Source organism: Actinoalloteichus sp. GBA129-24, assembly GCF_001941645.1.
GTDB lineage: Bacteria > Actinomycetota > Actinomycetes > Mycobacteriales > Pseudonocardiaceae > Actinoalloteichus_A > Actinoalloteichus_A fjordicus.
This window is the reverse complement of the sequence record NZ_CP016077.1, coordinates 2653432-2674217: the sequence shown is the minus strand read 5'-3', so window position 1 is coordinate 2674217 and position 20786 is coordinate 2653432. Positions and strand designations below refer to the sequence as shown.

At 70.5% G+C, this 20786-nt stretch carries 20 protein-coding genes; 9 read left to right on the top strand and 11 right to left on the bottom strand.

Annotated elements, in window-relative coordinates; translation table 11 throughout:
• The first annotated feature begins 330 nt into the window (after nucleotides 1–330).
• Nucleotides 331–1023: a FadR/GntR family transcriptional regulator gene (locus UA75_RS11965; RefSeq protein WP_075740309.1), complete on the top strand. Its 693-nt coding sequence runs from the start codon at nucleotides 331–333 to the stop codon at nucleotides 1021–1023.
• Here UA75_RS11965 and UA75_RS11960 read toward each other — a convergent pair.
• The 3 genes from UA75_RS11960 to UA75_RS11950 all read right to left on the bottom strand — a co-directional run bounded on the left by UA75_RS11960 (nucleotide 985) and on the right by UA75_RS11950 (nucleotide 4543).
• Nucleotides 985–2265, bottom strand: coding sequence for an alpha-L-fucosidase (locus UA75_RS11960; RefSeq protein WP_075740308.1), 1281 nt, complete (start codon nucleotides 2263–2265; stop codon nucleotides 985–987). The genes UA75_RS11965 and UA75_RS11960 overlap by 39 nt on opposite strands.
• A 515-nt stretch (nucleotides 2266–2780) precedes the next feature.
• Complete coding sequence (locus UA75_RS11955; RefSeq protein WP_075740307.1) at nucleotides 2781–4046, bottom strand: ABC transporter substrate-binding protein; 1266 nt, start codon at nucleotides 4044–4046, stop codon at nucleotides 2781–2783.
• A 224-nt stretch (nucleotides 4047–4270) separates the two neighbouring features.
• Entirely contained in the window at nucleotides 4271–4543 is a 273-nt protein-coding gene (locus tag UA75_RS11950) for a helix-turn-helix domain-containing protein (protein WP_075743706.1), read from the bottom strand.
• Between the two features lie 237 nt (nucleotides 4544–4780).
• Between UA75_RS11950 and map the strand changes: the two genes are divergently transcribed.
• Together map and UA75_RS11940 are read left to right on the top strand one after the other, a co-directional pair.
• Nucleotides 4781–5548, top strand: a complete 768-nt coding sequence (map, locus tag UA75_RS11945) for a type I methionyl aminopeptidase (protein ID WP_075740306.1) — start codon at nucleotides 4781–4783, stop codon at nucleotides 5546–5548.
• 373 nt (nucleotides 5549–5921) lie between these two features.
• On the top strand, nucleotides 5922–6599 hold the full coding sequence (locus UA75_RS11940) for a ThuA domain-containing protein (RefSeq protein ID WP_075743705.1): 678 nt from the start codon (nucleotides 5922–5924) through the stop codon (nucleotides 6597–6599).
• 308 nt (nucleotides 6600–6907) lie between these two features.
• Here UA75_RS11940 and UA75_RS32775 read toward each other — a convergent pair whose 3' ends face one another.
• Nucleotides 6908–7144, bottom strand: a complete 237-nt coding sequence (locus UA75_RS32775; RefSeq protein ID WP_157434135.1) for a hypothetical protein — start codon at nucleotides 7142–7144, stop codon at nucleotides 6908–6910.
• Nucleotides 7145–7487: 343 nt separating this feature from the next.
• On the opposite strand from UA75_RS32775, the gene UA75_RS11935 reads away from it, so the two are divergent.
• Nucleotides 7488–8474, top strand: a complete 987-nt coding sequence (locus UA75_RS11935; protein WP_075740305.1) for a Gfo/Idh/MocA family protein — start codon at nucleotides 7488–7490, stop codon at nucleotides 8472–8474.
• Between the two features lie 605 nt (nucleotides 8475–9079).
• Nucleotides 9080–10585 (top strand): glycoside hydrolase family 1 protein, encoded by a 1506-nt coding sequence (locus UA75_RS11930; protein ID WP_083683143.1) that lies wholly within the window; start codon nucleotides 9080–9082, stop codon nucleotides 10583–10585.
• A 395-nt stretch (nucleotides 10586–10980) separates the two neighbouring features.
• On the opposite strand, the gene UA75_RS11925 is transcribed toward UA75_RS11930, so the two are convergent.
• Nucleotides 10981–11541 carry a MarR family winged helix-turn-helix transcriptional regulator gene (locus UA75_RS11925; RefSeq protein WP_083683142.1) on the bottom strand — a complete coding sequence of 187 codons (561 nt, stop codon included), beginning with the start codon at nucleotides 11539–11541 and terminating at the stop codon, nucleotides 10981–10983.
• Between the two features lie 119 nt (nucleotides 11542–11660).
• Between UA75_RS11925 and UA75_RS11920 the strand changes: the two genes are divergently transcribed.
• On the top strand, nucleotides 11661–12275 hold the full coding sequence (locus UA75_RS11920) for a DUF6069 family protein (protein ID WP_157434134.1): 615 nt from the start codon (nucleotides 11661–11663) through the stop codon (nucleotides 12273–12275).
• Nucleotides 12276–12449: 174 nt separating this feature from the next.
• On the top strand, nucleotides 12450–13187 hold the full coding sequence (locus tag UA75_RS11915) for a hypothetical protein (protein ID WP_075740303.1): 738 nt from the start codon (nucleotides 12450–12452) through the stop codon (nucleotides 13185–13187).
• Between the two features lie 223 nt (nucleotides 13188–13410).
• Here UA75_RS11915 and UA75_RS11910 read toward each other — a convergent pair whose 3' ends face one another.
• Together UA75_RS11910 and UA75_RS11905 are read right to left on the bottom strand one after the other, a co-directional pair.
• Nucleotides 13411–13704, bottom strand: coding sequence for a hypothetical protein (locus UA75_RS11910; protein WP_075740302.1), 294 nt, complete (start codon nucleotides 13702–13704; stop codon nucleotides 13411–13413).
• A 308-nt stretch (nucleotides 13705–14012) separates the two neighbouring features.
• The gene (locus UA75_RS11905) at nucleotides 14013–14558 is read right to left on the bottom strand and encodes a DUF4383 domain-containing protein (RefSeq protein ID WP_083690679.1); all 546 of its coding nucleotides are present in this window, start codon (nucleotides 14556–14558) and stop codon (nucleotides 14013–14015) included.
• Nucleotides 14559–14784: 226 nt separating this feature from the next.
• Here UA75_RS11905 and UA75_RS11900 point away from each other — a divergent pair, with 226 nt between their 5' ends.
• Both UA75_RS11900 and UA75_RS11895 read left to right on the top strand, forming a co-directional pair.
• Nucleotides 14785–17331 (top strand): ATP-dependent Clp protease ATP-binding subunit, encoded by a 2547-nt coding sequence (locus tag UA75_RS11900; protein WP_075743702.1) that lies wholly within the window; start codon nucleotides 14785–14787, stop codon nucleotides 17329–17331.
• A 337-nt stretch (nucleotides 17332–17668) separates the two neighbouring features.
• On the top strand, nucleotides 17669–18775 hold the full coding sequence (locus tag UA75_RS11895) for an acetate/propionate family kinase (protein ID WP_232251227.1): 1107 nt from the start codon (nucleotides 17669–17671) through the stop codon (nucleotides 18773–18775).
• Nucleotides 18776–18928: 153 nt separating this feature from the next.
• On the opposite strand, the gene UA75_RS11890 is transcribed toward UA75_RS11895, so the two are convergent.
• The 4 genes from UA75_RS11890 to UA75_RS32770 are packed head-to-tail and all read right to left on the bottom strand — an operon-like array spanning nucleotide 18929 to nucleotide 20713.
• On the bottom strand, nucleotides 18929–19648 hold the full coding sequence (locus tag UA75_RS11890; RefSeq protein WP_075740300.1) for a metallophosphoesterase family protein: 720 nt from the start codon (nucleotides 19646–19648) through the stop codon (nucleotides 18929–18931).
• Nucleotides 19645–19935, bottom strand: a complete 291-nt coding sequence (locus tag UA75_RS11885; RefSeq protein ID WP_075740299.1) for a BON domain-containing protein — start codon at nucleotides 19933–19935, stop codon at nucleotides 19645–19647. Before UA75_RS11885 ends, UA75_RS11890 begins: the two co-directional genes overlap by 4 nt.
• A complete protein-coding gene (locus UA75_RS11880; RefSeq protein WP_075740298.1) occupies nucleotides 19932–20531 on the bottom strand; it encodes a nucleotidyltransferase family protein in 600 nt (199 codons plus the stop codon). The genes UA75_RS11885 and UA75_RS11880 overlap by 4 nt, the downstream gene beginning before the upstream one ends.
• Nucleotides 20532–20566: 35 nt before the next feature.
• Nucleotides 20567–20713 (bottom strand): hypothetical protein, encoded by a 147-nt coding sequence (locus UA75_RS32770; RefSeq protein ID WP_157434133.1) that lies wholly within the window; start codon nucleotides 20711–20713, stop codon nucleotides 20567–20569.
• Between the last annotated feature and the right edge of the window lie 73 nt (nucleotides 20714–20786).

Genomic DNA, 20786 nt, shown 5'->3' with positions numbered 1-20786 from the left:
CGACTGAACGGTGGCCGATAACGGCAATTAATCGGATGTATCGATTCCTGCCGCCGGCGCAGCCTGTTCGTCCGGTCGGCGGACATGCCTGCGACGTCGAAGGCCGGACCGGGCGGCGAGGGGACCTCCGACGCGACGAGGCGATTCCCGCCCGTAGCGAGTCCGCAGCGCCCCGTCGGCACCGCTTCGGCGACAGGATGCCGAAGACTCACGTCGACCCGGATCACGAAGGGCTCCATGCGGTGACGAAGCCCCTGCCGCCCGTATCGGTTCGGGCGCAGGCTGCCGTACGCTCCACCGCACCCCTACCGCACCTCGGAGGAACGACAGGTGTCGCTGACCGACACGGCCATCACCAAGATCCGCGGCATGATCGTCTCCGGCGAGCTGCGGCCCGGCGACCGGCTGCCGCGCGAGGCCGATCTGGCCGAGCGACTGGGGCTGTCCCGCAACTCGCTGCGCGAGGCGGTCCGGGCGCTCTCCCTCATCCGGGTGCTGGACGTCCGACAGGGCGACGGCACCTACGTGACCAGCCTGGAGCCCTCGGTCCTGCTGGAGGCCATGGGCTTCATCGTCGACCTGCACCGCGACGACAGCCTGCTGCAGTTCTTCGAGGTCCGCCGCATCCTCGAACCGGCGGCGGCCGCACTGGCCGCGCAGTCCGCCACCGATGCGCAGATCGCCGAGCTCACCGCGCTGCTCGACGACCTCGGCGAGCAGCCGTCGGTCGACGATCTGCTGGCCAACGACCTGGAGTTCCATCGCCGGGTCGCGGCGGTCAGCGGCAACGAGGTGCTGGTCTCCTTGATCGAGACGGTGTCGAGCCGCACCCAGCGGGCCAGGATCTGGCGCGGGCTGACCGAGAACGGCGCGGTGCGGCGCACGATCGCCGAGCACCGCGCCATCCTGGACGCGATCAGTGCCCGGCGACCGGATCTGGCCGCCGCCTCGATGACGATGCACGTCGCCGGGGTGGAGGGGTGGCTACGAACGCAGGCTCAGCTCGATGACGGGAACGGCTGAGTCCGGCCGTCGTGCGGGCAGGGTCAGCACCACGGAGCCCTCCGGCCCCGGCGCGACCCGATGCGGCACGTCGGGCGTCCAGCCCCGCACCTCGGTAAACGGCACCTCCGCTCCGTCGTGCAGGAACGAGGCATACCGCAGTCGGCCCGCCAGACCTTCGACGACGAGCAGGCCTGCGGGCCAGGAGAACAGGTGCACGAACACGCGATCACCCGACTGAGTCACCCGACAGTCGGGCGGCGCCGTCACGGTGCTCGCCCCGGCGCCGTGCACCGAGTCACCGTGCAGCCGCATCCACTCCCCCACCTCGGCCAGCAACTCCCTGGCCCTCGGCTCGAACTCGCCTCTGCCGGTGGGACCGACGTTGAGCAGCAGGTTTCCGTTCTTGGCCACCCCGTCGACGAGGAGACGCAGCACCTGTCCCGCATCGAGCCACTGCTGGAACGACGGCGCGTATCCCCATGACCCGTTGAGCGTCCGGCACGCCTCCCAGGGCATGGCGTGCTCCCCGGACCGCAGGTCCGTGTGCGGCGCCATCTCCTCCGGTGTGCGGAAGTCCGCGCTGCCGGGCAGGTCGAGCCGGTCGTTGATCAGCACGTCGGAGTCCAGCTCGCGGATCATCTCGACCAGCCGCGCGGACTGCCAGTCGTCGCGGCCCTTGCCGGGGGCGCCCTCCTCCGGCGGGAACTCGGGGAACGAGAAGTCGAACCACAGGATGTCCGGGCGATGTTCGGTGATCAGCTCACGAACCTGTCCGTGCAGGTAGTCGACGTAGCTCGGCAGATCGCCGCCGGGCTGGACGCCGGTCTTGAACGCCGGGTGCATCCAGTCGAGCGGGTAGTCGGGATGGTGCCAGTCGATCAGCGAGTAATAGAAGCCGACCCGCAGCCCCTCGGCACGGAACGCGGCGACGAACTCGGCGAGCAGGTCTCGGGCGGCAGGCGTACTGGTGGCCTTGTACTCGGTCAAGGCCGAATCCCACAGGCAGAAGCCCTCGTGATGCTTGCTGGTCAGGACCGCGTAGCGCATCCCGGCAGCCTTGGCGTCGGCGGCCCAGCGCCTCGGGTCGTAACGGTCGGCGCGGAACTGCTCCAGGTACCGGTCGTAGTGCTCGTCGCCGAGGTGCTCCCGGAGCTTCACCCACTCGTGACGGGCCGCCAGCGAGTAGAGGCCCCAGTGCACGAACAGCCCGAAACGGGCCTCGGTGAACCAGTCCGTCCGGGCATCGGGTTGGGCGGTCATTCGTCGTCTCCGTTCTCGGGGCGTCCCGGCGGGCGAGGTCTTCGCATCAGGGTCGACGTCCTCGGCGCCCGATGTGAAGCCCCGGACGTCTGCCGTGCTCGGCGCGACGTCGTCGACACAGGCCCGCCGACCGACGGAGGATCTCCCGCCGAAGACCTCCGTCAGAGATCCGATGAATCAACGCAGTCCGGCCCGCCGGGAACAGCCGAGGAATCCGCCCGTACAGCCGACCGGGACGGAGACTGGTTCCAGAACCGACCTGGCGACGAGACATGATCTCGGCGGTCTGTTCCAACGAAAGATATCCGGGAGGCCCGGCCGGGAACAACGGTGCTGACCTGCTCCGGCCATCCCTCCGATCTCTCCTGGCGATCAGCCACCGAGGACGAAGTCGGCGCCCGGCCTGCTCACGGCGGTCTCGACCAGCAGTGCCCCGACACACGACGGCGCCGCCACGTCGGTGACGTGGCGGCGCCGTCGGCGAACCCATGGAGCGAGATCGGTTCGCCCGATGATCAGGAGAGCTGCTGTTCCGCCCCCGCGATGAACTGCTCCGCAGCTTCCTGCACGCTGAGCCGCCCGAAGGCGATCTCGTCGTTGATGCGCTGGAAGTCACGCTTGATGGCGCCCTCGCCGGGCGGCGGCGGGGCGGGCGCAGCCACGAGCCGGTCGGCGATGGCCTCCTCGAACTCGTACGCGACCAGCTCGGCGCCCTCCAGGGAGCCGCTGATCGCCGAGCGCACCTCGTCGTTGGCGGGCATGCCCCGCGTGGTGCCGAGGATCTCGCCCGCATCGGGGTCGTTGACCATGAAGTCGATGAACCTGGCCGCCTCGGCAGGGTGATTCGAACCGGAGAACACCGAGGCCAGCATGCTGGGCTTGGCGTACTGGCCGAGGTCGTCACCGTCGCTCGGGAAGGGCGCGACGCTGATCTGGTCACCGAGGGTCTGGGCGTAGGAGGTCAGGCCGCTGTCGTAGCCGAACTCCGAGGCCGCCCGGTTCTTGCCCATCGGGCTGGTGGCGATGGAGCCGTCCGAGCCGGTGCCGACGTCGGCCGGGGTGGACGCGCCGGACTCACGGAAGCGATCCGCCAGCTCCCAGAACTCCGCGACCTCCTCGGCGCCGTAGCCCAGCCCGCCGTCGGCGGTGTACAGCTCGCCGCCCTGCTGGCCGAGCCAGACCTCGAACCAGTCGATGGCCATTCCGAAGTCGGCGGTGCCGAAGACCTGCCCCTCGTCGATCGCACTGATGGCGGAGGAGGCCTCCTCGAACTCGTCCCAGGTCCAGCCGTCCTCCGGCGTGACGCCGACCGAGTCGAACACCTCGGTGTCGTAGAAGAGGATCTGGGTGTTCTGGCTCATCGGGACGCCGAGGAGCTGATCGTCGAGCTGACCGGAGGACAGCAGTTCGGCGGAGATGCCGTCCGTGCTCAGCTCGGCCGCCAGCTCCGGGGAGGCGAGGTCGGCGAGCGCGCCTCGGTCGCCGTACTCCCGCAGGTAGCGGTAGTCCATCTGGATGACGTCGGGGGCGTTGCGACCTGCGGTCTCGGTCGCCAGCTTCTGGAAGTAGGACTCGAACGACGAGAAGGAGGCCTCGACGGTGATGTTCGGATTGCGCTCCTCGAACAGCGCGATGGCCTCGTTGGTCGCCTGGGCCCGGTCGTCGTTGCCCCAGTAGCCGAAACGCAGGGTCACCTGATCGCTCTCGCCCGCCGACGAGCCACAGCCGGCGGCCAGCACGGCGACCACGCCGACGACCCCCACCAGAGAACGTCTCAACATCGAGTGTGGTCCTTTCTTTCTGCGCCTCGCGGGAGTTGACCCAAGCTCGTGCGCACCGGGCACGGAGTGCTCACCGGCAGGTGCGTCGGGGGCGGCAGCCGCCGACCACGACGAAGCCCGTGCCGTGCTGTCGATGGCGGTATCAAACCCCCGATGACGCCGCCAAGGGGTTGATTGGCTCCGTCGAAGGCCCCTTCCGGCCACATCTCCACCCGGACGGCCGATCAGGCCGAGAGCGCAGGACCCTCCGGTTCGCCGCCGAGACTCACGCTGGCCACCGCATCCAGGGGAAGGTCCAACGCGGCGGCCAGCGCCACCACGGTGAAGAAGGCAGGCGTCGGCACCCGGCCGGTCTCGATCTTGCGCAGCGTCTCGGTGGAGACTCCCGCGACGGAGGCGATCTGCGCCATGCTCCGGTCACCTCTGGCCCGGCGGAGCAGGACACCCAGTCGCTCGCCTCGCTCTCGTTCCACGCCGCTCAACGGGGGTCGCACCATACCGGGATAGTAATACCGGAACCGGGTACGACGCAGCCTCGTCTCACCGCCCGGCACCGGCCAGGGCGCATCCGGGCCGCCGCAGGCCTGTCGACCGAGGATCGGCCCCGGCAAGAGACGGCTGCTCGCCCTCCGACGGACGCGGCCGTCGTCCCGGCCGCCCCCGCTGCCGCCCACCGCCAGACCGTGATAAAAATACCGGTATAGGTATTGGATCGATGGGATGAGGAGCATGTCATGGTCGTGATCAAGACGAACGCGGAACTGGCGGCGATGCGGGAAGCGGGGCGCGTCGTCGGGCGTGCGCTCGCCGAGGTGCAGGCCGAGGCGAAGGCCGGAGTCTCGCTGCGAGAACTGGACGACCTCGCCCACGGCGTGATGAAGGACGCTGGGGCGAAGCCCTCCTTCCTGAACTACCAGCCGGTGTTCGCCTTGACGCCCTTCACCGGTGTGCTGTGCACCTCGGTCAACGACGCCGTGGTGCACGGAATCCCCAGCTCCTACCGACTGCGCGACGGCGATCTCCTGAGCGTCGACTGCGGCGCCGAGTTGGACGGCTGGCACGGCGATGCCGCCGTCAGCTTCGTGATCGGCACGGGCACCGAGACCGACCTGCGTCTCATCGCCACCACCACCGCCGCGCTGGAGGCGGGGATCGCCGCGGCCGTGGTCGGCGGCAGGCTCACCGACATCGCCAGCGCCGTCGGCACCATCGGCCGCGCGGCAGGCTACGGAATCCCGGAGGACTTCGGGGGTCACGGCGTCGGACGGGCGTTGCACGAGGCGCCCGCTTTGGCCAACGACGGCAGGCCTGGCCGAGGCATCACCCTGCGTCACGGGCTGGTCCTCGCCATCGAGCCGATGTTCATGGCAGGCGGCCACGACGCCTACCGAATGGACGACGACGGGTGGACGCTGCGCACCATCGACGGCAGCCGGGCCGCCCACGTCGAGCACACCGTGGCCGTGACCGACGAGGGCCCGCAGATCCTCACCCTGCCCTGACCCAGTGGGGCCCGTCAGCGCGCCCGCCCAGGAACGGATCGCAGACCGGGCCGGTGCATCGACGCCGGGCCTGCCCGCCGCCGGTTCGGCTGCCCGCTCGCCGCACTGCGGGAGACCGCTCAGGCGACCGCAGGCGTCGGCCCACCGGAGCGTCGCCGCAGGCCGCCGGGCGACGACGGCCCGCCGGACCACCCGCTACCCTCGTGACCCCGGAGAATCAGGGCCGCGACCGGGAAATCCCGTCGTCGCAGACCGTGGCCCGATCATCGGTCGGCCGCGACCGCCCATGATCCGCGACGGCCGCTCGGGCCTGCGTAAGACGGTGCTCGGTCGCGCGTGGAGACAACGGGGCACGACGAAGCAGAGGAGCACGATGAGCGAGCCGAACAGCCGTCCCTCGGTGCTGGTGTACTCGCGGACGACGGCGTTTCGCCACGAGTCGATCCCGGCCGGGGTGGCCGCGATCAGCAGGCTCGGCCGGGAACACGGTTTCGCGGTGACGGCCACGGAGGACCCGGACGTCCTGACCGCCGAGGTGGCCCGGCAGTCGGCGGTGGTCTTCTTGAGCACCAGCGGCACGTCGGTGGACGCGGCGGGGCGGGCCGCGCTGGAGAAGTGGGTCCGCGCGGGCGGCGGCTTCGTCGGCGTGCACGGGGCGAGCACCTCGGACAAAGACTGGCCCTTCTACCGCGAACTGGTCGCTGCCCGCTTCGTCGATCACCCCGCCGTCCAGGAGGCGCCTGCCACGGTGGAGGACCGGACACATCCCTCCACCATGCATCTCGACTCCACCTGGAACCGGCTCGACGAGTGGTACAACTTCGACGCCAACCCTCGGGAGGACGTCCGTGTCCTCCTCTCCGTCGACGAGGCCCGCTATGAGCCGGGCCCGCATGCGATGGGAGATCACCCGATCGCCTGGTGCCACGAACCGCACGGCGGCCGGTCCTGGTACACCGCACTGGGACACGCGTCGGAGGCTTACACCGACCCTGATTTCCTGGCGCACCTGCTCGGCGGCATCCGATGGGCCGCGCGCCTCGGGGCCTGAGCCGAGGTCGATCGACGGCGCGGCCGACGCACCCGAGGATGACGTGATCCGGACGCGTGCGCCTGCGTGGCTCGGCGTCGGGGCGAACCGACGTCACCCGTCTCGCCCGCCGACTCCCCACCGACCGGCGAAGCCGACTGACGCCACGGGGCCGGGCCCGCCCCGTTGGGACCGGCAGGCAGGCCGACCCGGCCGGATCGACGCACACCGGGCCGCCACCGGCCTCGCGACGCCGCGCCCCGCGCTGTCTCCGCCACTCCCCCGACTCGGAGTCATTCGGGCGGGGACGGCGCGGGGAACTGATCGCCTCAGCGCACCACGGCCAGCGGCCTCGCGGCGGGCGTCGGCGGGACGACCACGGTCAGGCAGCGCGAACAGCGCTGGTCGTCGTAGTAGCAGTCGAGAATCCCCACTCCGAAGGCGTTGGCCGGGTAGAAGGGTCGATCCGGGTCGCACACCGGTCGCACACGGGCCAGCCCACTCCACGTCGCCGACGCGAGATGGGTGTCGCCCTGAGCGACCGAACGAACAAACCAGGCGAGCATGATCTCTCCAGTACAGGAAGACGGTGACGGTGCGGCAAGCCGGTGTCGCGCCCGCAGGTTGCCGCCGACGGAGCAGGCAGGCGAGTCTCCGCCGGGCCGAATCGCATCGACGGGTCGACGGCGGCCCCGGCACACCGGCCGCGAGACGACGTCCACCACCGTCACTGGTAGTCACTTATGATGAACGATGAGTAATATCGCATCGCGGTGTCTCGCGCATGTCGAGCGATCGTCACGCACACGCCCGAGGCGGCTTCGGCGCCTGCCGCTCGTCTGCCGCACACGCCAAGGTCTCGGCCGCCGAAGCACCCCTTTCGGGTGAAGATCGCGCTAGCCTGGCGCGGTGACAGACAGGGATGCGCCACTGCGCTGGGGAATCGTCTCGACGGGCGCCATCGCCTCCGTGGTGGCCGAGGACCTGCACCGGGTGGCCGAGATCGAGATCCTCGCCGTCTCCTCGCGAACGCAGGCGCGTGCCGAGGAGTTCGCCGCGACGCATCGGATTCCGCGCGCCTATGACGACTACCGCCTGCTGCTGGCCGATCCGGACGTCGACGTCGTCTACATCGCCACGCCGCACGCCGCGCATCACGAGGTCGCCAAGGCCGCGCTGCTCGCGGGCAAGCACGTGCTGTGCGAGAAGGCGTTCACCCTGACCGCCGAGCAGGCTCAGGAGCTGGTCACGCTCGCAGCGGAGCGCAGCCGGTTCCTCATGGAGGCCATGTGGACGCGGTTCAACCCCCTGATCCAGCGCTTACGCACCCTGGTCGCCGACGGCGAGATCGGAGTGCTCCGCACCGTCTCTGCCGACTTCGGCTTCGCCGTGCCCTACGACCCGGCCGCCCGCCTGTGGGACCCGGTACAGGGCGGCGGCGCGCTGCTGGACCTCGGCGTCTACCCGGTCTCCTTCGCGCACATGCTGCTCGGCGAGCCCACCGGGGTCGAGGTGCACGGCTCGCTGGCACCCAACGGCGTCGACGCCGAGAGCGGGCTGCTGCTGCGCTACCCGGCGGGGGCGCATGCCGTGCTGCGCTCCTCGCTGACGGCCTCCTTGCACGCACGCGCCAGTGTGTCGGGCACCCTCGGGCGCGTCGACCTCGCCGACCCGTTCTTCCGGCCCACCGAGATGACCGTGACCGTCCACGGGGCCGAGCCGGTGACCCATCGGCTCGAACTCGACGGCGCCGGGTACACCTACCAGCTCCGGGAGGTCTGTCTGCGCATTCGCGCAGGCGAGATCGAGAGCCCGCACCAGACCCACGCCGAGACCGTCGCCGTCCTGCGCACGCTGGGCACCGCGCTGGCCGGGCTGGGCACTCGCGTGGGTTGAGCAGTACACCCGGCGCCACCTCCATCCTGGTCAGGGCTGCCTGCGGCCCGGCGCTGACCGGCGGCCCTCGGCGTCTCACGAGGGCGCCGATCTCACCGTCCGCAGGAACGCGAGCGCCTCGGCCTGCCCTTGCGCCACGTCGAGCGCGGGCGGCAGCCCGACAACCGTGTTCGCCGAGGGCGAGAAGGGCGCTAAATCCGTTGCGGGGGCCTCGGCACCGCGCCTATGTTCGTGGCACACGAGAAAGGAGGTGGTCCAGCGTTGAATACCAGCAGGACTCGTGAGGTGGATGCCCGCTAGGCCGCCCGATCGGTGTACGACGCCGACGGCCTGACGCGCCGTCCTCCGGCCACACACCGGGGGTGCGCGACGGGGAAAACGGTCGGTGAATACCAGGCAGTCACCCGGCCCTCGGAGTGCCGAGCTTCAGTCCGGCTCGGCCCCGCGCCCTCGTGGGCGTGGGAGCCACTCCGGGGGCCGTCCGGGCTTCTCGGGCCGGATCGACCGAACACGATTCAGGCTCTTGTCGATCACGCTGCTCCGAAGACATCATGGGCTGCGGAACTCGATGACGACACCGCATCCTCGGCGATCAGGAGCCCCTCGTGCCCACACCCGCAGCCGCCCGCCACCCCGACCCGGCCCTGCGCTTCCCACCGTCCTTCGTCTGGGGGGTGGCGACCTCCTCGTATCAGATCGAGGGCGCAGTGGACGAGGACGGCCGAGGCGACTCGATCTGGGACGCCTTCAGCCGTCGTCCTGGCGCGGTGGCAGGCGGCGAGAGCGGCAGTCCAGCATGTGATCACTACCACCGCTGGCCCCAGGACGTCGAACTGCTCGCCGATCTCGGCGTGGACGCCTATCGGCTCTCCATCGCGTGGCCGCGCATTCAGCCGGACGGCCGGGGACCGGCCAACAGGGCCGGGATCGACTTCTATCGCAGGCTGCTCGGCGGCGTGCGGGAGCGGGGCATCGCGCCCTTCGTCACGATGTATCACTGGGATCTTCCGCAGGCACTCGAGGAGACCGGCGGCTGGCGGGAACGGGAGACGGCGCTGCGCTTCGCCGACTACGCGGTGCTCCTGCACGACGAACTCGGCGATCTCGTCGAGAACTGGATCACGCTCAACGAGCCTTACCCCTCGTCGATCGCGGGCTACGCCCAGGGACGACATGCCCCCGGCGCCACCGAGGGCCACGGCGCCCTCGCCGCCGCCTACCACCTGCTGCTCGGGCACGGGCTGGCGGTGACGGCGCTGCGTGCTCAGGCGAGGCCGGGCGACCGTCTCGGCATCACCCTGAACCGGTCGCCGGTGGTCCCGGTGTCCGACTCCCCCGCCGATGCCGCCGCCGCCGCACGGCTGGACTGCGTGCTCAATCACCAGTTCAGCGACCCGGTGCTCGGCGCGGGCCATCCGCCGGAGCTCACCGAGATCTTCGCCGGGGTCTCCGACTTCTCCTTCCGCCGTGAGGAGGACCTCGCGGCGATCGGAACGCCGCTGGACTTCCTCGGGCTCAACTACTACTACCGGATTCACGTCTCCGACGCCCCGCACACCGAGCCCGATCCGGCAGCTCGCACCGCAGACGACCTCGGCTTAGACCGCACACACCGCCCGGCGGGAGTCCGACGGACCGGGCTGACCTGGCCGGTCGAGCCTGCGGGCCTGCGCGAGGTGTTGACGGGGCTGCGCGCCCGACACGGCACGCTGCCGCCGATCTATCTCACCGAGAACGGCTGCGCCTACCCCGATCCGGCGGAGGCGGAGAACACGGCCGAGGCCCAGACGCCTGCGGGCGGCCGCGCCGCGACCGACCCGGCCGCGCCGACGACCGCACCGCAGGACCTCGAGCGCATCGACTTCCTGGCCGAGCATCTCGCGGTCCTCCAGGCGGTCATGGCCGAGGGGATCGACGTGCGCGGCTACTTCCTCTGGTCGCTGCTCGACAACTTCGAGTGGGCGTTGGGCTACGGCCCCCGCTTCGGGATCGTGCGCGTCGACTACCAGACGCAGGAGCGGACGCCACGCGCGTCCTTCCACTGGTACCGGGCGCTGCTGGCCGCGCAGGAGCACTCGGTCGACGACGCCGAGCGCTCGACCATCGGCTGAGAAGAGGCCAGGCGGGCCGCGTCCGCCGCGGCCGTCGTGCCCTGCGGACGCGGCCGGACCACCCCATGACGGCGCTGGTCCGAGCCGCTCTGCGGCACGACGGCAGGGGCCGAGGAGCCCGGTCCCCGGTCGGGCCCGCTCGCCGCGGACGGGAGCCTGCGGTGGCACGGCCGGGCACCTCGAGCTTGCGGCAGCGGAGGTGTCCGATGATCGGCGGCAGGCTCGCCCCGGGCAGTTCGGCCGGGCTGTCGGGGCACTCGGCCACGACGCGCCGTCCACCGCCTCCGCCGAGGCGGCGAGCAGTCGCGTGCCGGTCTGGCATTCTCGGCCAGGCCGCCCGCGCCGGCGCAGTCTTCGAGAGCCCAGGGCGTCTCGCTCCCCGGTCGGCCGCAGGCTCAGGAGCGCAGCGCCCGGGCGAGCAGGTCCAGAAGGGTGCGCTGCTGCGGCCCGGACAGCCCCCCGATCCCGGTCTGCCCGCCGAACACCTGCTGCCGAAGCATCGTCCGACGCCGTTCTCCCTCCGGGGTGAGGACGAGCCGCCGCACCCGACGATCACGAGGATCGGCCTCCCTGGACACCAGTCCGCGTCGTTGAAGTCCGTCGACGATGCCCGTGACGTTGGAAGGATCGCAGGACAGCGCTCGCGCGAGTTCCCGCATGGGCGCGGGACCGCGCAGGTTCACCAGGGCCCAGGTCTGGGCCTGCGAGAGACCGAGGCCTGCTCCGACCGAGGCGAGGTCCCCCCGCAGTCGACTGACGAGCTCGAACGCCGACACGATCACCTCGTCCACGAGCGACTCGGCGGCGCTCTCCGACTCGGGTCTCTCGGGGTCGGAACTTCCCACCGCTGCGGCGTCTCCTGACGCGGTCGGCACCTCGGCGGCCTGCGCGGCGCAGATGCAGCCCGCCGGCTGCGCCGCAGCCGTCGACTGATCCTTCGCGTACTCCCCAGACATACGCGAACAATACTCGACTTTCTCGGATCCAATAGTTGAGCAATACCAGCATCTCGACTATCGTCGGGCCAATTGATTGAGAAATACCACTATTTCGTCATTCAAATAATGGAGTCGACATGTCCGTCGGGACCTCCCCCTCGCCATTGGCCGATCGCGAACAGCTCGCCCTGAGCAGGCTTCCGTTCGCGCTGCTGGTCGCCGCCCTTCTCGCCGCGCTGGCGAACTCGCTGCTCAGGTTCGGCGCGATGCTGGTCATCGACGTCGATGCAGGACTGCTGCCCTTGCGGCTGCTCCCGCCGATCGTCGTCAGCGTGCTGTCCGCCGTCGGCGCGGCCCTCGTGCTGGCCGCACTGCACCGCTGGAACTCCCGCCCCGTGCACACCTTCAAGGCGGTCTCCGTCGCCTTCTTCGTGGTGTCCTTCGCCCCGCTGGTGGTGATCGGCCTTGCCGCCGAGCCGCCCGCAGGGTTCGCCGGGATCGACGTCTCGACACTGCTCGTCCTCGGACTGATGCACGTCGTGGCGCTGGCGACGATCGTCCCGACGCTGCTCCGGCTCACCCGACAGCCGACGACGGCCGAGCCGGGAGCAGCCGATCAGGCGGCGCAGAGTCCCGCGAACGACGTCGCGGACGCGACCACCGAAGCAGGCTCGCCCGAGCCTGCGGCCGAGGCGAGCGAGCCGGAGCCCGCCCAGCCGCGGACGGAGGAGCCGACCCCGGCGCGCGACTGAGCCTCGGCCCCACACCTGCCGGGGGACGTCGATCCGGCGCAGCCGACCGAGCCGACCGCCGAGATCGACGGGCAAGGAGTCGATTACGTCGATGGTGTCCCGCCGAGCCCGGCCCGTCTGGATACCGCGACCGTGGGTACTCCCTTGCCCACCACACCGGCCGGGAGGTAGCTCATGTCTCATCGGAACACCGTCGTCCGCGCAGTGCACGATCTCGGGCTGGCCGTCTGGTTCGGGGGTTCACTGATGGGAGCGGTCGGGCTCACCGGAGCATCGGAGGAGAGCTCCTCCGCCGCCGAGCGCAGTCGCATCGCGGCGGCGGGCTGGCGGAGTTGGAGCCCGGTGAACGTGGTCGCGATCGGGGCACACCTGCTCGGCGGCCTCGCGCTGACGAAGGCCAACCGCGAGCGGATCAGACGGCAGGATGGCGTGGCCGCCTCGAGCGTCGCGAAGGCGGTGTTGACCGGTGCGGCACTCGCGGCGACCTTCTACGCGCGGCGACTCGGCCGCACGCTCGAGGCGATGACGGACCAGCCGGTGCCCGCGCGCGGAGCGGGCGATCACGTCGCCCCCGAGCTGATCACGCTGCAACAACGACTGCGAACGGCGCAGTGGGCTGTCCCGCTGCTCACCGGCGCCATCGAGGTGCTCAGCGCCCTCCAGGGCGAGCAGCAGCGGTTCTTCCACCACCAGGCCGACGGCGATGACGTCGACCTGCACGAACACGCTCGACACCGCCTGATGGGACGAGCGCCGCACCACCACCCGCATGAGCATTCGGGACGTCGGCAACACCCGGCCGCCGCCCACCACCACCCGCGCGGCAGGGCTGCCCGGCACCACCACTGCCCCTTCGAGGAGCAGCACCACAGCCGGTTCCGGCGGACGCGACACGACGCCCGGCGACACTGAACCCGTCGGAGTGCGATGACCATGAGACCGCCGCCTGCGGCGGCCACCGACGCCGCGCCACGGCCCTGCCTGCTCGGCACGGCGAGCAGGCCGCCCGCAGAACATCCCGGACACGGCGAAGGGGCCGCCCGCACGGACCTCACTGAGGAGATCCGGCAGGCGGCCCCGACTCGTGCCCGGGTGCCTCGCCCGGCGACGACGTCGACCGACGTGATCGGAGGTCTCAGACGGTCGTCGACTCCACGAGCCGCTCCCGCAGTGCGATCAGGAAGTCGGCATCCTCGTGGACCATCCAGTCGAGGTCGAGGTCGTGTTCCACCTCGTCCTCCCGCTCGGCCAGCAGGCCGACGGCGGTCTCGACCAGTCTGCGTCCGTCTGCGTCGGAGAGCCCCATCCGGGCCAGGAACGTCGCGCTGTACACCACCAGGTGGTGGGTGGTCCGCTGCGTCCGGTGCATCACCACGGCGTAAGTGCCCTCACGCATCTCCCGCGCCTCGATCCACTGTTCCACCGTCATGTCCTCCCCGCGTGGGTGCTCGACATCCTCTCCGTCCTACCCCGTGCGCCCTACCACTACACCGGTCGTCCCTCCGGCGGAGGTAGCTCGTTCAGGCGAACATCGTGTGAATGTCTCGCTCTCGCCATGCCGTCGGAGGCGTCGGCGAGGTTGCCGGGACGGAAGGCCAGGGAGAACTTCCGGTCGTCGTGCGCACCGGAGCCTGCCGTCGCACCCTCCCGATCGAGGTCGGCAGGACAGCGGCAGAGGTGCGGCCCGCCGGATCTCGATATCCGACCGACCGCACCCGGGTCTTCAAGAAGAGCCGATCAGTGTCCGTAGGCCTGACCGCGGGGCGTCTGGCCGGGAGAGGCCTGACCCCGATACTCCCGTTCCGAAGCTCGCTCGTCACGTTCCGAGGTTCGCTCGTTCCTGCCCGCGGGCAGGATGCCCAACAGGATCATGCCCAGACCCGTGATCAGGTGCAGCCAGTTGTCGGCACCGTTGGTCGGGAAGATGTTGGCCGTGCTGGTCTGTCCGACGACCGTCCCGTAGAGGGCCAAGGCCAACAGGATCACCCCGCCGCCGATCAGGAAGGACTTGGCAGCCGCCCCCGACCTGGCCATCGACAGCCCGATCACGCCGAGCAGCAGGTGGATGATGTTGTGCAGAATCGACACCTGGAAGACGCCGAACAACATGGCCTGAGACTCGTGGCCTGCGAACTGCATCGTGTCGTAACCGGTGGTCACGCCGGGAATGAATCCCAGAATACCGAGCAGCAGGAAGACGGCTCCGACGATGCGCGCCGCGGTCTGTATCGCGGGCATGGACGGGCTCGCGACCGAAGCATGTGCTCCGTGAGACTGAACCATCGCCCCTCCTTATGTCCGAGTTCTCGTGCGTACGGCTACCGGCTACCCGGATCGACCTGCCGGTAACCCGATAGGGCAACCCGGCGGGCGAACCGGCCGAGATCGTGCTCGACACCTTCCCTCGAGGCGACCGGCGCCGCCGTTTCGGCCGAATCCGCCCGGGTACTCCCCGGCTGGCATGACGAACGGCGGTGACCAAGGCGACCCACGGGAGAGTGAGCTGACCATGACCGGTCTCGGCGATCCTGGCGGCTTCGACGCGAACCCCTTCGAGGAGTTCCTCGCCCGATTCTTCGGCTCCACCGACCCGCGCCACGGCGTGCGGCGGGTCGACTTCACCCGCCTGATGAGCGAACAGGCCCGCGCGATGGTCGTCGCGGCGGCCCAGCACACCGCCGACCGGGGACGCGACGATCTCGATGCCGAACAGCTCCTCTGGGCCGCCACGCGTGCCGACTCGACCCGCGAGCTGCTCAGCCGGGCAGGAACCGACCCGGATCAGCTCGCGGCCCGAATCGACGAGCAGACACCGCCAGGCGCGCACCATGAGGCCGCGCCGATGCTCACGCCTGCCGCGAAGAGGGCACTGCTGGACTCCTTTCAACTCTCGCGGGGACTCGGGTCCTCCTACATCGGGCCGGAACATCTCCTGCTGGCCCTGGCCGCCAACCCCGAGTCCGGTGCCGGGCAGCTGCTCTCGGCCGCCCGCATCACGCCGGAGGCCCTCCGGTCGGCAGCCGAGGGACGCAGCACGCCGCCCGGCGCCGCGTCATCACCGTCGGCGGGCGCGAGCGCGGCTCCGAGTCAGACCCCGACGCTCGACCAGTTCGGTCAGGACCTCACCGGTCTGGCTGGCCAGGGCAGACTCGATCCGGTCGTCGGCCGGTCCGACGAGATCGAGCAGACCATCGAGGTGCTCTCCCGCCGCACCAAGAACAACCCGGTGCTCATCGGTGAGGCAGGCGTCGGCAAGACCGCGATCGTGGAGGGCCTCGCCCAGCGCATTCACGACGGCGAGGTCCCGGACTCGCTCATCGGACGACGAGTCGTCGAGCTGAGCCTGGCGGGGCTGGTCGCCGGGACACGTTTCCGGGGCGACTTCGAGGAGCGGATGCGCAAGGTCATCGAGGAGATCCGCGAGGACGAACGGCTGATCATCTTCATCGACGAGCTGCACACGATGGTCGGGGCGGGCGCGGGCGCCGAAGGCGGGATGGACGCGGGCAACATGCTCAAGCCCGCCCTGGCCAGGGGTGAGCTGCACGTCATCGGCGCGACCACGCTGGAGGAGTACCGACGCACGGTGGAGAAGGACGCCGCGCTGGAACGGCGGTTCCAGCCGATCATGGTGTCCGAGCCCGATGTCGAGGACGCGGTGACGATCCTGCGCGGGCTGCGCGACAGGTACGAGGCGCACCACCAGGTCCGCTACACCGACGACGCGCTGGTCGCGGCGGTGACACTGTCCGACCGCTATATGAACGACCGCCATCTGCCGGACAAGGCGATCGACCTGATCGACCAGGCGGGAGCGCGTCGTCAGCTCCGCCGCAGCACGCCCCCCGGTGACGTGCGCGGGCTCGAGCACCAGCTCGATCAGCTCGCCAGGGACAAGGACGAGGCGGTGGCCCAGGAGCAGTACGAGAAGGCGTCCCAGCTGCGCGACCAGATGCGGTCGATGCGTGAGCGGATCACCGAGGCGCGCTCGCCTCAACCGGCAGCGGTCACCGAGGTGGGCGTCGAGGACATCGCCGAGGTGGTCGCCAGGGCCACCGGCGTCCCGGTCAGTCAGCTCACCGAGGAGGAGCGGGACCGGCTGCTGCGCCTGGAGGACCGGCTGCACGAGCGGGTGATCGGCCAGGCCGAGGCGGTGTCGACCGTGGCCGAGGCGGTGCGTCGCTCCCGTTCCGGCCTGGGAGATCCTCGGCGGCCGGTGGCGAGCCTGCTGTTCCTCGGGCCGACGGGCGTCGGGAAGACGGAGCTGGCCAAGGCGCTCACCGAGGCGATGTACGGCGACGAGGACCGGATGGTCCGGCTGGACATGAGCGAGTTCCAGGAGCGACACACGATCAGCAGGCTGGTCGGCGCACCTCCCGGTTACATCGGATACGGCGAGGCGGGCGAGCTCACCGAGCCGGTGCGTCGCAGGCCCTACTCGCTGGTGCTGCTGGACGAGATCGAGAAGGCCCACCCTGACCTGTTCAACCTCCTCCTGCAGATCCTCGAGGACGGGCGGCTGACCGACAGCGAGGGCCGCACCGTCGACTTCCGCAACACGGTGCTGATCATGACCAGCAACCTCGGATCGGATCTGCTCGGCAAGGCGACCACTCTCGGCTTCCGAGGCTCCGGCGGCGAGGACGTCGATCTCCGGCAGCGTCTGACGGCCCGACTTCGGGAGTCGTTCCGCCCGGAGCTGATCAACAGGATCGACGAGATCATCATCTTCCGCAGGCTCGAACCCGAGGAGCTGCGGCAGGTCACGGAGCTGCTACTCGACGACACGCGTCACCGGCTGGCCGACATGGACATCACGATCGATTTCAGCGAGGAGGCGGTACGGCTGATCGCGGAGCGCGGCCATCAGCCCGAGTTCGGTGCCCGACCGATGCGGCGAACCATTCAGCGGGAGGTGGACAACCCGCTGGCAGGCAGGCTGTTGGACGGCTCGCTCCATGCGGGGAGCCATGTCGAGGTGGCAGCCGAGAACGATGAGCTGACCTTCGAGGTCCGCGATGCCCCGGACGGGGACCAGTCCGCAGGCCCCGCATGAGCCGCAGGTCCGTACGCGGGTCGGTGGCCGACCGCGGGCTGGCGACGCTCGCCGGTGCCGGATCGACGACCGGCTCGAGGCACGACCGGGCCGGCCGTCTCCCCGGCGTCGTCTCGGCGGCAGGCGCTCGCAGCGCTGCGCAGGCCCACCGAGGCACCGCGTGCCGAGACATCGCACACCGCGGCACCACATGCCGAGAAATCACACCCCGCGGCACCACATGCCGAGAAATCGGACCCAGCGGCACCGCGCCCCGAGGCATCCCAAGCCGAGGCATCCCATGGAGCGGCACCACCCGGAGCGGCGGTGCAGAGGGGGTGGACGGGCGTTGACCACCGTGCTGACGGTGAACACCGGATCGAGCAGCCTGAAGGCGCACGTGGTGGACGCGGAGCGCCACACGGTGCTGGCCGAACGCAGCGTGTCCCACCCGCCGTCCCGCGAGGAGACCCACGCTCTGCTGGACGATCTCCTCGACGCACAGTCTCGCTCGGGGGACGGCCCCGTCGACGTCGTCGCACACCGGCTGGTGCACGGAGGGTCCGACCTGCGGTCGGCCACCCGCGTCGACGACGGTGCGCTGCGGGCGGCGTGGCGCGCGGCACCGCTGGCGCCGTCCCATGTCCCGACCGCGCTGCGGCTGCTGGAGTTCACCCGTGAGCGTCTGCCGGACCTGCCCCAGGTCCTCTGTCCGGACACCGCCTTCCACGCCGCGCTGCCCGCCGAGGCGTCGACCTACCCGCTGCCCGAGGAATGGCGGAAGCGCTACGGGCTGCGTCGCTACGGCTTCCACGGGCTGTCCTATCAGTGGGCCGTGCAGCAGGCGACCAGGCTGTTGCCCGGCGGTTCGGATCGTCTGCTGCTGGCGCATCTGGGCGGCGGCGCGTCGGTGTGCGCGGTGCGGGACGGCCGCAGCGTCGACACCTCGATGGGATTCACGCCGTTGGAAGGCCTGGCGATGACGACCCGCAGCGGCAGCATCGACCCAGGACTGCTGCTGTGGCTGCTGACCAAGGACGAACCGATGTCCGCCGCAGACCTCGCCGAAGGCCTCTATCACCGGTCCGGCCTGCTGGGGCTCTCCGGCGGCCGCTCGGCCGACACGCGTGACCTGGTGCGCGCTGCCGAGGACGGCGAGGAGGCCTCGGCGCTCGCGCTGGCCGTCTTCGCACACCGAGCGGCCCGCGAGCTGGCGGCCTGCGCGACGAGCCTGGACCGGGTAGACGCACTGGTGTTCACCGGCGAGATCGGCTGGGATCAGCCGGAGGTGCGCACGGCGATCTGCACCCGGCTGGCGCTGCTGGGCGTGCCGGACCGGTTGACGGGCAACCGGCCGGACGACGGCCTGCTCAGCCCCGCCGACGCGGACGTCCCCGTCCTGGTGGTGCAGGCCAGGGAAGAGCTGTCCCTGGCGTCCGAGGCAGTGGCCGCCCTCGAACGCTGACCCGCGCGGACGAGGCGGGGGAGCACCTAAGGGCGCGGGGCGCCGAACGCGGTCCCCGACCGGCCGCGGTCACCGGTACGAGCCGCCGGTCCGCGCACCCCCAGTCGATCTGGCGGTCAGCAGGAAGGCCGGGCGGCGGGGAGGCCGATCGGCTCAGTCGTCCGGTTCGATGTCATACACGGCGTAGGCCGCGTGCAGCACGGGTTGAGCAACGTTGCGGACCCGCACTCCGCCGGGGGTGGTGCCGTGCTCGGTGCCGTAGTGGGCATGACCGTGCAGCGCCAGCGCGCACTCGGCGTCGTCAACCGCCTCGGCCAGATGGTACGAGCCGAGGAACGGGTAGATCTCCAGCGGCTCGCCGCGCAGGGTCTCGGTGACGGGCGAGTAATGCGTCAGTGCGATGCGCACGTCCGCGTCCAACGCGGACAGTGCCCGCCGGAGGTCCTGGGCGGTCGCCGTGGTGTGATCGATGAACGCCTTCATCTCCGGTTCACCGAACGCCGTGCCGCACTTCCCCGCGAACCCGCCGCCGAAGCCCTTCACCCCGGCCACACCGACGCGCCGACCGTCCATGGTCAGCGTCACCGACTCGCCTTCGAGCACGGTGATGCCGTTCTCCTCGAGCAGCTCGGCGATCTCGTCCTGCAGGTCGGAGTGGTAGTCGTGATTGCCGAGCACCGCGACGACCGGCAGTCCCAGCTCGGCGAACTCGGCGGCGACCGTCCGCGCCTCGTCCAGCGTTCCGTGCCGGGTCAGATCGCCGGCGAGAAGCAGCATGTCGGCCTGCTGCCACGCGTCGACGAACACCGGTCGCAGCGTGCCTGCCGACCGCGGGTCCAGATGGACGTCGCCCACGGCCGCGACCCGGATCATCGGAGTTCCTCCGCCTCGGCCGGGCCGCGCGTCGTCGTCACCCGAACCTGGTTGTGCACGTGCAGTTCCGGTGCGGTCTCCGCCGCGACCCTCGTCATGGCCTCCGCGCGGGACGGGCAGGGCACCTCCCCGTCGAGATACACCTCGGCGGCGCGGACGGTGACCCGCACGCCGAGTTCTGAGGTGCGCGGGTCGACGGCCAGGGCACGGCGGACTCGTTCCGCCGCGTACTGCGGCGCCTCGTGCGGTGATTCGGACTGCGGGGAGTCCGGGTGTCGATCTGTCATGTCATCCTCCGCTGGGGTTCGCCGTCGGTCACCGCCAGCCTGTCGACCAGGAACAGGAAGGCCTCGGCGTAGGGCGAGTCGACGGCCTGGGCCCTGACCTCGGTCCAGTCGACCTGTTCGCGCAGCGCACGTGCCACGGGAAGAGCCTCGGTGAAGTCGCATCGGTGCGGGCCGAGGACGAGGAGCTTGTCGGTCAGGAGATCGGTCGCGGTCACCACCGGAGCCTGGACGGACCCGATGCGCAGCGACTCGGCACGCCGCAGCGTCCGATCGGTGACCCTGCGTTCGTTGGGCCGGTGGATGAGATCGACCAGGACCGCCCCGTCGTACACCTTGCACAACCAGTCCTCCGGCGGATCGACCGCCCGCATCCCGGCTTCGACGAGCACCTGCACCGTCCGCTCGGCGTCCTCGAGCCGGATGAGCAGGTCGACGTCGTGATCGGTCTCGGGGCCGCCTCGTGCGTACGCCGCGAGGCCGCCGGTCACCGCGAAGGGGATCTCGTGGGCCTGCAGGGTGGTGGCTGCCCGGGTCAAGGTCCTGGCGAGCACGTCCACCTGCGGTTCGTCCAGCCCTAGGCGCGAATCGGTGCTCATCGGCGAGACCTCCGCTTCAGGTCGGCAGCTCTCGATCAGGCTGCGCTGCGGGGCGACGGCGTCTCGACGTCCGACGCAGCCTCGACGTCGTCATGAAAGGCGGTTCTGGCCGCCGAGGCGATCGCATCCGAGAGGATCTGCGCGAACTCTGCCGTGACCACCTGGCCACGACGCACGGTCACCTCGATCCTTCCTGAATCAGTGCAATGAACCACTACCGATCCGGGGATGTCGTCGGCGACTGTGAAAAGAACA